Source organism: Jatrophihabitans sp. (assembly GCF_036389215.1).
Lineage (GTDB): Bacteria > Actinomycetota > Actinomycetes > Mycobacteriales > Jatrophihabitantaceae > Jatrophihabitans_A.
The window spans coordinates 1-13,407 of record NZ_DASVQG010000217.1; the positions used below are offsets into that span (position 1 = coordinate 1).

10 protein-coding genes are annotated in these 13,407 nt (G+C 71.7%); 7 read left to right on the top strand and 3 right to left on the bottom strand.

What is annotated here, in order from left to right:
- From VF542_RS11855 to VF542_RS11885, 7 genes are all read left to right on the top strand, one after another.
- Positions 1-1,415, top strand: a 1,415-nt coding sequence (locus tag VF542_RS11855; RefSeq protein WP_408651914.1) for an AAA family ATPase, incomplete at its 5' end; no start/stop codon positions are given.
- Between the two features lie 5 nt (positions 1,416-1,420).
- Positions 1,421-2,047, top strand: a complete 627-nt coding sequence (locus tag VF542_RS11860) for a 4Fe-4S cluster-binding domain-containing protein (protein WP_408651915.1) — start codon at positions 1,421-1,423, stop codon at positions 2,045-2,047.
- Complete coding sequence (locus VF542_RS11865) at positions 2,038-2,496, top strand: hypothetical protein (RefSeq protein WP_408651916.1); 459 nt, start codon at positions 2,038-2,040, stop codon at positions 2,494-2,496. Before VF542_RS11860 ends, VF542_RS11865 begins: the two co-directional genes overlap by 10 nt.
- Complete coding sequence (locus VF542_RS11870; protein ID WP_408651917.1) at positions 2,493-4,730, top strand: protein kinase domain-containing protein; 2,238 nt, start codon at positions 2,493-2,495, stop codon at positions 4,728-4,730. The genes VF542_RS11865 and VF542_RS11870 overlap by 4 nt, the downstream gene beginning before the upstream one ends.
- On the top strand, positions 4,727-5,491 hold the full coding sequence (locus VF542_RS11875; RefSeq protein ID WP_408651918.1) for a PP2C family protein-serine/threonine phosphatase: 765 nt from the start codon (positions 4,727-4,729) through the stop codon (positions 5,489-5,491). The genes VF542_RS11870 and VF542_RS11875 overlap by 4 nt, the downstream gene beginning before the upstream one ends.
- Positions 5,492-5,668: 177 nt before the next feature.
- Positions 5,669-7,597 (top strand): caspase family protein, encoded by a 1,929-nt coding sequence (locus VF542_RS11880; RefSeq protein WP_408651919.1) that lies wholly within the window; start codon positions 5,669-5,671, stop codon positions 7,595-7,597.
- Entirely contained in the window at positions 7,594-8,949 is a 1,356-nt protein-coding gene (locus VF542_RS11885) for a hypothetical protein (RefSeq protein WP_408651920.1), read from the top strand. The genes VF542_RS11880 and VF542_RS11885 overlap by 4 nt, the downstream gene beginning before the upstream one ends.
- Before the next feature lie 90 nt (positions 8,950-9,039).
- On the opposite strand, the gene VF542_RS11890 is transcribed toward VF542_RS11885, so the two are convergent.
- From VF542_RS11890 to VF542_RS11900, 3 genes are all read right to left on the bottom strand, one after another.
- Complete coding sequence (locus tag VF542_RS11890; protein ID WP_408651921.1) at positions 9,040-11,472, bottom strand: CHAT domain-containing protein; 2,433 nt, start codon at positions 11,470-11,472, stop codon at positions 9,040-9,042.
- Positions 11,465-12,589, bottom strand: coding sequence for a vWA domain-containing protein (locus VF542_RS11895; protein WP_408651922.1), 1,125 nt, complete (start codon positions 12,587-12,589; stop codon positions 11,465-11,467). Before VF542_RS11895 ends, VF542_RS11890 begins: the two co-directional genes overlap by 8 nt.
- Positions 12,586-13,407: AAA family ATPase (locus VF542_RS11900; RefSeq protein WP_408651923.1), on the bottom strand; the 822-nt coding region annotated here is incomplete at its 5' end. The genes VF542_RS11895 and VF542_RS11900, both read right to left, overlap by 4 nt.

Below are 13,407 nucleotides of genomic sequence, written 5' to 3' on the forward strand. Positions count from 1 at the left end.
GCGAGCTCCGCCGGCGCGCCGGCCGGCGACGGGCCGACGGACCGCAGCGGCGCGTGATGTACAACCCGGTCGTCTGGCTCACCGGCAACCAGGCCGATCTGCCGCACTGGTTGGTCGGCGCCCCCGGAGTGCAGGTGATCAGCGTGCCGCGCCCGCTGCTCGCCGACCGCCTCATCGGCGCCCGTTCGATCGTGCCGCAACTGCCCGGCGGCGCGGACCTCGACTCGGCCGAGCAGGAAAAACTCGCTCAGCAGCTAGCCTTCGACGCCGACGGGCTGAGCCTGTCCGAGATGCGCGCCGCGATGATGCTGGCCCGCGACCGAGCCATACCGGCGCGAGAGTTCGAGCAGGCGCTGTCGTTGCAGCGCTACGGGCTGCGCCGCAGCCCGTGGCAGGACCCGCAGATCCGCAGCCGGGTCGCCCAGGCGGAATCGGTCCTGCGCACCGCGGTCATCGGCCAGGAGCGCGCGGTGGCCAAGGCAGTCGACATTCTGGCCCGTTCAGCCCTCGGACTGTCCGGCGCACACAGCGGCAGCCACCCGGGGCGTCCGCAGGGCGTGCTGTTCCTCGCCGGGCCGACCGGGGTGGGCAAGACCGAACTGGCCAAGCAGATCGCGAATCTCGTCTTCGGCCGGGCCGACGCGCTGGTGCGCTTCGACATGAGCGAGTTCTCGTCCGAACACACCCAGGCCCGGCTGTTGGGCTCGCCACCCGGCTACATCGGGCACGAGGCGGGCGGCGAGCTGACCAACGCGGTACGCGACAAGCCGTTCAGCCTGCTGCTCTTCGACGAGATCGACAAGGCGGATCCTCGCATCCTGGACAAGTTCCTGCAGATACTCGAGGACGGCCGGCTGACCGACGGCGCAGGCAGCACCGTGGATTTCGGCCAGACCATGATCATCTTCACCTCGAACCTCGGCACGCTCGAGAAGCAGGCTGACGGCACCATCAGGCGGGTTTCGTACCACACGCAGGCCGACACCTTCGAAGACACCGTACTGGCCAACGTCCGGCAGACCTTCATCGATGGAATGAAGCGCCCGGAGTTGCTCAACCGCATCGGTGAGAAGAACATTCTGGTCCTGCACTACCTCAGCGAGGAGGCGGCCCGGTCGATCGCCGACCGCGACCTGGACACGGTGCGGGACACCATCCGTCAAGCGACCGGGGTCGAGGTCACGGTCGACGACGACGCCCGGCGTGAGGTGCATGCCGCGGTGACCCAGCTCCCGGTGCTGTACAACGGCGGTCGGGGCGTGGGTGCCGAGATCGAGCAGCTGGTGGTCAACCCGCTGTCCCGCGCGCTGATCGCCGAGCCGGAGGCGGGCGCGGTCACGGTGACGGCCGGATCGCCGGATGGCCAGCTGGCCTTCCGGATCACCGCCGGACTGGTCAAGGCGGTGGGCCGGTGACGAGGATGGCGCTGAACCGCCTGCACTTCCCGGTCACGGTCCTCGGCCCCGGGCGCCGCGCCGGGATCTGGTTCCAGGGGTGCTCGATCGGCTGCGCGGGATGCATGAGCCTGGACACCTGGGCCGACCGCGGCATCGAGAAGGTACCGGTGGGCGCCGTCCTGGACTGGCTGGAATCGCTGCCGGGCGGCGGTGCCGATGGGGTGACGATCTCCGGCGGTGAGCCGACCGAGCAGCCCGAGGCGCTGCGTGCACTCCTGGACGGGTTGGCGGCCTGGCGTGCCGGGACCGGGCGCGACGTGCTGCTGTTCACCGGGCGGGAGCCGGCCTGGGTCCGGGGCGCCGGGGCGGCCGTGGTCCGCGGCGCCGATGCGGTGGTCGCTGGCCCGTTCGTGGCCGCGGAGGCCGGAACGACCCCGCTGCGCGGCTCGGACAACCAGGAGCTGGTCGTCCTCACCGAGCGCGGTCGCCAGGCCTACGACGACCTGTCCGGCTTCCGGCGCGAAGCCGTGCAGCTGGGCGCCGACGCAACCGGGTTGTGGCTGATCGGCATTCCGATGCCGGGCGGGTTGGCCGCCTTCGACAGCGGGCGCCCCGCACCGGGCCGCAAGGAACGCCGGTCGTGGCGATGAAGACCTGCATCGAATGCGAAGCCACCGTCGACGACGGGGTGCGGGAATGCCCGCACTGCAGCGGCATCGACTTCGTGACGGCCGCACCACCCCCACTGTCGGCGGCTTCGGGCCGCGCACCGTCGCCCGGGCTGCTGATCTCGGTGGGCAACGGCTCCCAGGTGGCGCCGGCCGAGGAGTGCGTCCTGCTGGGCCGTAACCCGCGCTCAGTCCTGCACGAGCAATTCGCGGTGTATCCGAATGTCAGCGGCGTCCACGCCACGGCCCGTCGCACGGGTGCCCGGTTGACCGTCGTCGACTCGGGGCGCAATGGCACCTGGCACGCGGACACCGCACTCGAACCCGGCAGGGAGTACCAGTTCCCGCTGCCGATCACGCTGCGATTCGGCTCGAACTGCTACGTGCATTTCGCCGCGACGACCCTGGACGAGCCCGGGTCGGCGCCGTGACCGCCGGTGGCCGGTCCGGAAGCGGCGACGACGCGCCCCCGCCCACCCAGCCGGACCCGATTCCGCGCACCGGCCCGGGCACGACGGACGAGCACGACGAACCGGAGCTCGCACCGCCGGCGCCGGAAACGGTGTTTGCGATGCTGCAGGTGTGTGAGCCGATCCGTCTGCAGGGCGGCCAGGCGATCCGCCTGTACCGGTGCACGGTGCGCGAGGGCAGCAGCCCGGTCGACTGGCCGAGCGAGGTGTTCGTCAAGGTCTACCCGCCGCGTCCGCAGCTCGAACAGATCTGGCAGGCGTGGCGTGCGGCGGCACAGGCTCCCGGGATCGCGCGGCTGCTCGAGGCGCGGTTGGTGGACGGCTGGGCCTTCGAAGCCACGCCGTACCACGTCCGCGGGTCGTTGCACGACCGGCTGACCGCCGAGCCGCGAACCCCGCTCGCCCTCGCCGAGCTCGAGCAGGTAGTCGCGCAGGTCGCGCAGGCCCTGAGCGCGCTGCACGGGCTGCGGATCGACGGGTTGCGCGTCGTGCACCGCGACATCAAGCCGGCCAACATCCTGCTGGTGGATCTGGACGAGCCGAACGTCGAGATCACGGACTTCGGGGTGACCCGCCTCCAGCAACCGCCCTCCGAGCGGATCCCGTTCGTCGGCTCGTTCGAGTACGCGCCGCCCGAAGCCCTCGGGGCCGGCACCGTCTCGCAGGGATGGGACTGGTGGAGCCTCGGAATCACGGTCCTGGAACTCGTGCAGGGTCATCACCCGGTGCAGGCCGCCTACGGCCACCACTTCGACCGCGAGGACTTCACCGCGACCATCCTCGGCGGCCCGGTACCGATCCCCGACACGCTGCCGGCCCGGTGGCTGGCCCTGGTTCGCGGACTGCTGTCCCCGGCGGACACCCGCTGGGGAGGTGAGGATGTGCTCGCCTGGCTGGCCGGTGAGGAGCTATCCCCGGACGGCGACACCACCGCGACGCCCGCAACGGGGGCCGACACCGAGGCTGGGACGGGGCCCGAAACCGGAGCGGAGGACGAGGGAGGCACCGCTCAACCGGGCGAGTCGACCTGGCGGCAGACCCGGCCGGCCTTTCCGTACGCCGGCGCGCTGTACGACGACCCGGCCGCGCTGGCGGAGGCGCTGTGCGCCGACGGGAGCGCGGCGGTGCGCACCGTGGTCGCCGGTGTGCGCTGGGCGGACCTCCAGTCGTGGGCCACAGCGTGGCGGGCGGACCTCGGCGCAGCGGTCGAGGAAGTGCACCGGGGCTTCGTCGCGCCGCGGCGGCATCCGGACCGCAGCCTGGCCGAACTGCTCGTCCGGCTCCACCCGGGCCTGATCCCGCGGTTCCGCGGCCACCGGGTAGACCTGCCCGGTCTGGACCAGCTCGCCGCGGCGGCCCTGAAGGGTTCTCGCGAGTCGCTGGACACCATCGAGCAGCTGCGCGCCAGCGGGGCGCTGGTCGCGTTCGCCGCCCTGGAGGAGCAGGCTGCGCTCGCGGACGTGGACGAAACCTGGCAGCGGTGGCTGGCCGCCGCCGGGCGAGCCCTCGACCGCGCCCGCCCGCTGGCTGCCGGACTCGACCTCGACGCCGAGTTGGCCGGCGGCGAGCTGACCGCGCTGCTGCTCCAGTGCGCCGTCAGCGAGGCTGCCGTCGCCGACAGTGCGGTGCTGGCCCGCGCCATGGTGGATCGGGCGACCCGGCGGATTCCCTGGGCGGCCGAGTTGCTCCGCCCGGAGAGCTCGCACGACCTGCCGGCGCGCGATGCGCTGGTCATCCTCCTGCTACCGCTGGCGTTCGACCCGGAGGCCGGCCGGCAGTGGCCCCGACGAGGACGGCCGTCGTGGCGGCGGGGCGGGGCGGCTGGCACCGGCCCGGACGCGGAGGGCCAGGCCGGCGCGCGGCCAGCTGACGAGCCGTCCGCCGATGCCGGGCTGCTGCCCCAGCTGACTGCGCTGCCGGTGCCGACGCCCGGAGTGCTGCCCACCCCAGGCCCGGTGCCGCCCTGCGCCGCCGTGCCGGGCGCCCGGCCTGCCGTGCCGCCCGCTTCGCATGCCGTGCCCATGCTCAGTGGTGTTCCGGGGCCGCAACCGCTGGCGGTGCCCAGCGCGCTGCCCGCCCCGCGCCGGCTGCCACGCCGAAGCGACCCATCAACACCCAGAAGCGACCCGTCAACACCCAGAAGCGACCCGTCGACATCTAGAAGCGACCCGTCGAGGCCGAGGAGCCGACCATGACCGACGACACGTCACTCGCCGTGCACTGCGTGCTGGCCTCACGGCGCGGTCAGCATCCGGTGAACGAGGACGCGGTGGCGTTCGCAGGCTGGGTGCTGCACGCCGATCGCGGCGACCTGCTGGAGGTGACCCTGTCCAGCGACGGGACCGGCCCGCTCCGGCTGGCGGTGGCTGACGGGATGGGCGGCCGGCCGGCCGGCGCCACTGCGGCCAGGGTTGCCGTGGAGGTGCTGACCGGGCTGCCGTCGACGGTGGGCGCCGCCGACCCCGCCTGGCTGCGGACGCTGTTCGAGAGCGCCGACGACGCCGTCCGCGCGGCGGCGACGGATTCGACGGCCGGCCTCGGCTGCGCGGCGGCCTACCTCGAGATCGGGGCCGACGGCGCGAGCGTGGTGGCCAACGTCGGGGACGTTCGGGTGTACCAGTCGCTGGACGGCTACCTGGCGGTCCTCACCCGCGACGACCGCCGGCCGGTCCGCGATCCCCGGGCCCCCGGGTACGTGACCAGGTGCCTTGGCGGTTCCCGCCGGGACGACGTCACGCCGCACCGGTTTGCCTTGCAACTGCATCCCGGAGATGCCCTGTTCATGATCACCGACGGAGGCTACGACCTGCTCGAGGACGCCCGGCTCGAGGCGAGCCTGGACCGCTCGCTGCGTACCACTGTTGAGCAGATGGTGGCGGCCGCGCTCGACGCCGGAACCGCCGACGACGTGACCGTGCTGGCCGTCGAGCTGCTCCGGTCGCCGCCGGCCGGCTGATCCGGATCCACGGCGACGAACGCACGGCGTCTGCCTGCCCGGCAAAGGGGAATCCACCGGCATCGGTGCCGTCATCCGCGTTGCCGGCGGCGGCTCAGGCCCACGCCGTCCGTCAGGACCACACACCTGACCGCTGTTCGCAGCGCGCGCCGGTTTCGACCCATCGAAGGAGAGTCCATGTCCCAGAAGGCGCTACTCATCGGCTCGGACTACGGCGGCTTGCGTGGCGTGGCCAAAGACCTTGCTGTCATGGAAGAAGCCCTGCAGGCGCGCGGTTTCATGCCGCTGGTCTGCGGGCCGGAGAAGGCGACCCGCGCCGGCATTCTGGCCGAATACGAGAAGCTGATCGCGAACGCCCGACCCGAGGACGCGGTGGTCGTCTACTACACCGGGCACGGGGGGTTCACTGAGCCGTCCGGCACCGCAGCGCACGGCCCGACCGAACTGCAATACATCGTCCCGGTCGACTTCTGCAAGTCGACCGAGGACGACTTCCGGGGCATCGCGTCCGCCGAGCTGTCCGTCCTGCAGGCCCACCTGACCGCGGTGACCCGCAACGTGACGGTGGTCCTCGATTGCTGCCACTCCGGCCTGATGTCCCGCGATTCGAGCGTGGTTGTCAAAGCGGTGGGACCAACACCGCATGCCTGGGTCCGGGCGCATCTCGACCGCCTCGAACGGGACGTGCTACGCACCGACCTGGTGGCGAACGAGGGCAGCCCGCATGCGGTACGGATCGTTGCCTGTGCGCCCGAGCAACGCGCCTATGAGTACCAGGGCACGGGCGGTGAATGGACGGGCGTGCTCACCGAGTCCCTGGCCCTCGCTCTCTCCGAAGCCGGCAGCGAGCCGGTGACCTGGGCAGATGTCGTCGACCGGGTACGTCACCGGGTGGTGGGACTGGGCTTCGGCCAGCGCCCGGAGGCCGAGGGGCCGTCCGAGCGGCTGCTGTTCTCCACTGAGGCCGCCGGGCTGCTCCACTCGCTGCCGGTCACCGCTGTCGACCAGCCGGGCAGGCTGCGCCTGGAATGCGCTCCGCTGCTGCGGGTGCACAACGGCGATCGGTTCGCGATCATGCCGCCCGGCAGTACCCGCCTCGAACCCGGCGACCGCATCGGTGACCTGGTGATCGACTCGGTGTCGGCGATGTCCGCGGCCGGTCAGGTGACGTTCGCGCCCGGCCGCTGCGAGGTTCCGCTGGGCGCCCGGGCGTTCCGCACGACGGCCGCCGCACCGTGCATCACGGTAAAGGTCCCGACCGGCGACCCGCTGAGCGGCGGCGTGCTCGAGGCGCTCGAGAAGGCGACGCTGGCCCGGCCGGCGCAATCGGGTGAGGACGACTGGGCCGCACAGGTGCGCATCGACCCGGACGGCGGCCTGACGCTGTGCGACCGGATCGGCCCGCTGCACCCGCCGTACCGGCCCGACCAGCAGGGATTTGAAGACCTCGAACGTGCGGTGCGGGTTTTCGCCCAGGGCACCGAGCTGCGCCGTCTCGTCGGCGACCCCTCACATCCCCTGGACGCCGACGTCAGCGTCGAATGGGGACTGGTCGTGGACGGCACGCCCCGACCGCTCGCCGCCGAGGGTGCGGTCCTTGCGCCGGGGCAGCACATCTACGTCAAGGTCAGCAACCACGCAGCCATACCGGTCTACGTGTCGCTGCTGGACATCGGCCTGTCCGGCCGGATCACGCTCGTGACCCGGGGTACGCCGAGCGGCCGGCTGCTTGCACCGGGCCGCGATTTAACGTTGGGCTACCACGAGACCAGCCAGACCCTGCTGGGAATTCCGCTGTCCTGGCCGCATTCCCTCGACCGGGCCCATGCGAGGCAGGAGACGATTCTGGTGGTGCTCACCTCCGAGCCGCAGAGCCTGCTGGCCCTGCAACACCCCGAGATCGCCCAGGCGCGCTGCGCCAAGGGCGGCGACGGCCTCTCGCGCCTGCAGAACATCGTCGACCAGATCGCCACCGGAGAAACCCGCGACATCGAGGCGGACCGGTCCACCGGCGTGCAGTACGACCTGCGCGCCATCGACTTCGAGATGACCCCGGAGCACACCGACTCCCGGGCACCGGTGCAGGAAGGAAGCCAGCGCCGATGATGAGCCAGGACGAGCTACGCGCGGCCTGCGGGCAGCTACGGGCGAAGCTGCGGCGGACCGATGACGAGCTGGTCCAGCGGATCGGGGCGGACGTCGAGGCCTACCGCGACATCCTGCGGCTGCAGCCCCGTCAGCTGCCGCCGGCGCCGCTGGACGAGCTGTTGCCCCTGATGGGCTGGCTGATCTACGAGGCGAGCTGGGACTCTCTCCAGCGCATCGACGCGTCGTTCGACCGGGATGCGGCCGATCCGGACACTCGCCGGCAGAGCGAGGCCGAGCTGGCCCGGGTCGATCAGCTCGCCGACAGCGCCCGCCAGCTCCCCTGGCCGGAGTTCGCTCCGCGCGCGCTGGGCGCGCTCCGCGCGCTCGCCCTTGCCGAGTCCAAGCGGGACACCGAACCCGGCTACGACGCGGCTTGGACCTTGCACGGGGACGCCCGGACCAGGCACCAGGAGTACCTCGACAGCCACGGTGACGACGAGTCCCGCCAGCGGTTCGTCCTCGCCCTCGACGAGGTGTTCCTGCAATTGGCACTTGCCGAAACCGGAACGGCCTGCCGCACCGTCGAACGGGTGATCGCCCGCTGGGCGGAACACTTCGAGAAGTCCGAGAACCCCGAGTGGACCCGCGCCGAGGAGCAGCGCTGGATCGAGCGGATGTTTAGGGACCTGTCGGCCGGCGTGGCGGTCGGCGAGCGGGCGAGCGGCATCGGCGAACGCATCAAGCTGGATCCCGGTTTCGCCGATGAGGTCGACGAGCACCGGCTCACCCGGCACAGCGCCCTGCAGAACCCGGGGATCATGACTGCCCGCGCTGCGTCGCTGCTGCTCGCGCTCCGCCAGGCGATGGAGGTGGAACTGGGCCGCCGGCCGGTCGGGTTCGACTCCTGGGATCGGTGGGAGCAGGACATGCTGCGCGGGTTCGTCCGCGCCTACCGTGCCATCGAGGACGAGGTCCCCGGGTCGGGCACGGGTCCGGCCGTGATGGATTCAGGATTCCAGCGGCAGCTGGTGCACGTCCGGCTCAACCTGGCGCTGCTGAAGCCAGGTTTCGATCTGCCGTCGGCGCGCGCCGCGGAGCTGCCCTGCCTGGCGTTCAACCCGCTGGACGACGCCGCGGTGCAGGCCATGTCCGAGTGGCTGGCCGGCCCGACCGGGGGCGGTCGCGAGCGTGCTCTCGGCGCGGCGACCATGCCGATGTTCATCCGGTCCCTGATCGCCTGCCGCGGGTTGGGACGGACCGACGACGGCTACCAGACGTGGCGGATCCAGTGGTTCAAACTGGACCACTACTGCGGCGAACCCGGCCGCCTGGACCGGGTGCGCTGGGCATTGGACGCGGCCATCGCCTGAACAGCTCGGCAGGGACGGGCAGATCTCGGCGGCAGGTCCGGGGAGGTAGCCCTCACCGTAGTTCGCGACGGCACGTCTGACCGGTAGTCCTCAGCGGACGTAGGCGCTGAGCAGCGCCCAGCCGCTCTCCAGGGTGCCCGCCTCGATCTCGGTGAGCTGGGCGTTGCGCAGCGCGATGTCGAGCGGCAGCCGGTCGTGCCGGGCGGCGCGCACCATGGCGGCAGCCACCCGGCCGGTGGCCGCGTCGTCGACGCGGTCGATGCCTGCGACGACGCATCGCGCGCCGCCGGTGAGCAACGCCATCACGAGGCTCAGCGGCTCGGCGCCGCGGTCGTTGAGCACCAGTCCGACATGGCAGGACGCCATCAGGACCGATGCCGGCCAGCGCAGGCCCAGCGCCCGGGCCGCGGACAGCGGCTCGCCGGGAATGCCGAGCAGCTGGCCGAAGCCCCGGCCGCCGCCATGGGTGGCGATATGCAGGAACTGCCACCGGTCGCCTTCGGCCAGGGCGTCGTCGAACCGGCCCTCGTACCGCACCGGCGCTTCGCCCGTGCGCAGGTCGCAGCTGCTGAGCTGGACACCGTCGGTGCTGTGCCCGAGGTCCCACGCCGCGCGCTCCTCGGCGACATCGACCCCGGAGTGCGTGTCGGAATACACCTGCACCTGCTCGTCCCGCCCGACCAACCGGATGAGGGCCGCACCGGACACCCGCGGCGGTAGGTCACCGGACAGGCAGGTGAGCACCGGGCACTGGGAGATGACGGCCCGCTCCACGAGCCGGGTACCCGCCTCGTCGATCTGCAGGGCCGCCCACGGCAACAGGCTCAGCCACGAGTGGGCGGAAACCAGCAGCCGGATCGGGACGTCCGCGGCGGAGGTCGGCAGGATCTGCTCGGTCAGCCGGGCCGGCAGGATGCTGCTAGCCAGCGCCCTGAAGTCCAGGCGCCCGTCATCGCGCAGTCCCAGCACCGGTGGCACCAGCAGGTCGCGGTGCGCCGAGCCGTCGTCGAGGTCGCGCTCGAACGCCGCCAGGCCACGGTCCAGGCCGCGTACCAGGTCGCCGATGCGAGCCCCGTGCTTGACCAACTCGTGGAAGCCCTCGCCCGGGTCGAACCTGTCGAAGGACATCCGGCCGCCGGGCTCGACGAGCGTGCGGAAGAACGCGGAGTGCTCGAGCGTGTCGGTCAGCTCGACGTAGTCCAGGGCATATCGGGCTCCGAGATCTCGTACCAGCCCGGTCAGGTCGGTGGGCGGCGGAAAGACCGTGTCGGCCAGCATCGGAGACACCGCATCGGTCAGTTCCTGCCGCTTGGTCTCCAGCTGCGTCCTCCGGCTGTCCGGCGAGTCGGTCAACGGGCCGATGGACGGATTCTCGATCTCGCTGATCTGGTCCAGCAGGCGGTTGATGAGCGGGTTGCCGTCGAAAGTCAGCCCATCCCGGATCCGGACCGCGAAGCCGGTCGCCTTGGCCGACAAGGCCACCCGGAGGCCCAGCTCGGCCGCCTGCTCGTCGCCGATCCGGTGCGCCAGCAGGGCGATGTCGCCGTAGACCCGGTGGAAGGCCTCGGCCAGCGGAGCCCTGGAGCGGGCGATGACCCGCCAGCGCGCACGAACCTGGTCGGCGGCCGCGAGAGCCCGCAACCCGAGGTTCACCGCGGTGGCGCGGGCATCATCACCGTCGCCGGTCGCCACGAAGTACTCGGCCGCGGTCAGCAGCACTGACAGCTCACGCACGCCGTGGCTCTCCTCGCCGTCGTGAACTCCGACGTCCTTCACATTGCCGGGCACGTCGATTCCGAGCAACCGAATCGATTCCTCCAGGTGGCGACGTGCCCGGCCGTCGCCCGGCGTGGCCGACCAGGAGACCAGTGAACGGATGAACTCGAACCGGTAGTGGGTGGAGAAGCCGCGGGCGCGGGTCTTCTCCCAGTACTCCTCCAGCTCTTCGAAGTGCCCGCGGATCTGCCGGGCGCCGCCGGTCCGGGCGAGGTAACCGGCACCCAGCTCGTATAGGTAGTGGGCGATGTGCGGCTCGGCGCCGGTGCCGAACAGAGCCTCCGGCGAGCGTCTGGCCAGGTCGAGGGCGTCCTGGAAGCGTTCGGCCAGCCGCAGGTCGCGAGCGGCGTGGTACCGGTTGAACACACCGAGGGTCAGGTCCTTGTCGAGCGGGCGCCGCCCAGCCCGGGGCTCCTCCTCCAGTTCGAGCATGGCCCGCTCGTGCAGCTCGGTGGCGGTGAGCGAACTCTGGAGCGGAGTGCCGACGAGCTCGCAGTACCGGACCAGTACCGCCGCGTGATCCCAGGCCTGGGATCGGATCGCCCATCGAAGGTCCTTCTTGGCCAGCGTGAGCTGGCGGTCCAGCGCAAGGTCGAACAGCGTCTGATCGCCGGCGCCGCGCCGGGCCTCCGTTTCGCGCTGCCGCACGATGCCTACCGCGCGGTCGGCCGCCGCGGCGAGGGTCAACAGGTCGTCACGGCGCACCGCCCGGCGGACGGCGTCGGAATGTCCTTCTGTCTCACGCATTCGAGATCACCTTCGCCAGCTCGCGGATAGCTTGGTAACTGTGGCAGCCGGCCACCGTGGTGGCGTGGGCCTGTGCCCGGGCGACCTGGTCGTCGACCGGGCGATCATCGGCGTCGCGGTGCGCCGGGTCGGCCCAGATGAACGCGTGAGCCAGCGCGGCGAGGCGTCCGGCCTGCGCAATCAGCAGTGCCGGGTCATGGAACTCCAAGCCGTCAGAGCCGAGGACGACGGTGGCGGAGCGGACCGCGCGAGAACCGCCCCAGCGCCGCAGGAAGTCCTGCAGCGCCACACCGAGCGTCGTGCCTCTGGCCCAGTCCGTCCGCACGTTCCCCGCCGCCCGGAGCGCGAGGTCGGGGCGGCGTGTCCGCAGCGCTGCGCTGAGGTGTGTGAACCGGGTGCCGATGGCGAATACCTCGGCGGTGTCGGGATTGGCGCGCAGGGTGGCATGCCCCAACTGCAGCAGCGCGTCGCTGTACGGGCGCATCGACGCGCTGACGTCCACCAGCAGGAGCACGGAACGCGGGCGCGCTGCGTGCCGGCGGTAGCGCAGCCGCAGCAGTTCGCCGTTGTCGCCGAGCATGCGCCGCATGGTGCGGGACGGATCAATGCCACCGGAGCGGGCGGGGCGCCTGTGCATCGCGCGCCGCCGGGGCACTGGGCCCAGCAGTTCGATCCAGGCCGACACCTCCCTCATCTGCTCGTCGGTCAGGTCACCGAAGTCGTGGGTGGACAGGTCCGTCGCATTGCCGGCGCCGCTGTCGGTGTCCTCGGGTGCAGTGCCCGCAGGGCCGTTCCGGCCGGCGGCTCCTGCCCGGGGCGCCGTGGCGAGGGCACCCTGGTCAGCCGGGTCACCAGCCCGCGGGTCGACGAACCAGCGTCGGTACGCCGCGTCGAATCGCCACACGTCGGTTTCGCTGGAACACAGGGAGATCCGCAGCGGCCAGTAGGGGTTGGCGTCGCCGGTCGCCCGCCAGTGCCCGAGGGACCCGGCTGCGACGGCGATCCGGTCGGTGCTGACGGCGAAGCCGTCCTCCCGCAGTGTCGCGGCGAACCCGACGAGCACGGCGAGTGGATCACCGTCCGGCGAAGCCGCGGCCGGCGGCGCGACCTCGATCATTCGGCCCGTTGCCGGGGCAACAGGGACGCGCGAACCAGCGGCTCGTCGTCGTGGTGCTTGACGATTGTGCTGATGGCCGCGTCGGCGGCCGGCTCGGTCTGCGCCGTCGCTCTCAGGTCGAGCAGTGCGCGCGCGTACTGGATGGCCTCGGCGGTGCTCGGCGGCTTGATGAGGTTCAACGCTCGCAGGTCCTGCATCGCGGAGGCGATCTCGACGGCCAACTGGGCGGGCAGCCCCTCGACGCGGCGGCGCAGGATCTCGGTTTCGCGTTCGGGTGTCGGGTGATCGATCCAGTGGTAGAGGCAGCGCCGCTTGATGGCGTCGTGCACCTCGCGGGTGCGATTGGAGGTCAGAACCACGAACGGCGGCTGCACGGCACGGACGGTCCCGAGCTCGGGGACGGTGATCTCGAAGGTGTCCAGGACCTGCAGCAGCAGTGCCTCGAAGTCGTCCTCGGCGCGGTCGATCTCGTCGATCAGCAGCACGGCCGGGCCGTTGCGCAGGGCGTTGAGGATCGGTCGCGCGATCAGGTAGTGCTCGTTCCACAGCTCCGGCAACCGGTCGGACTGGTCGCCGTCCCCGGCGGCACGCAGGGCCATCATCTGCGCCGGGAAGTTCCATTCGTAGAGCACCTGGCCGGCGTCGAGGCCCGGGTAGCACTGCACCCGCTCGACCCGCGCGCCGAGGACCTGCGCCATCGCAGCGGCGAACGCGGTCTTGCCGACCCCCGGCGCGCCTTCCAGGAGCAACGGCCGGGTTCCGCGGTCGGCAAGGAAGGCCGCGGCGGCCAATCCGGGTCCAGCAAGGTAGCCGGCGCG

Bases quoted from the DNA above. Each gene is read 5' to 3' on its own strand.
- VF542_RS11890 (WP_408651921.1), bottom strand. From the start codon at position 11,472: ATGCGTGAGACAGAAGGACATTCCGACGCCGTCCGCCGGGCGGTGCGC.
- VF542_RS11885 (WP_408651920.1), top strand. From the start codon at position 7,594: ATGATGAGCCAGGACGAGCTACGCGCGGCCTGCGGGCAGCTACGGGCG.
- VF542_RS11895 (WP_408651922.1), bottom strand. From the start codon at position 12,589: ATGATCGAGGTCGCGCCGCCGGCCGCGGCTTCGCCGGACGGTGATCCA.
- VF542_RS11860 (WP_408651915.1), top strand. From the start codon at position 1,421: ATGGCGCTGAACCGCCTGCACTTCCCGGTCACGGTCCTCGGCCCCGGG.
- VF542_RS11875 (WP_408651918.1), top strand. From the start codon at position 4,727: ATGACCGACGACACGTCACTCGCCGTGCACTGCGTGCTGGCCTCACGG.
- VF542_RS11880 (WP_408651919.1), top strand. From the start codon at position 5,669: ATGTCCCAGAAGGCGCTACTCATCGGCTCGGACTACGGCGGCTTGCGT.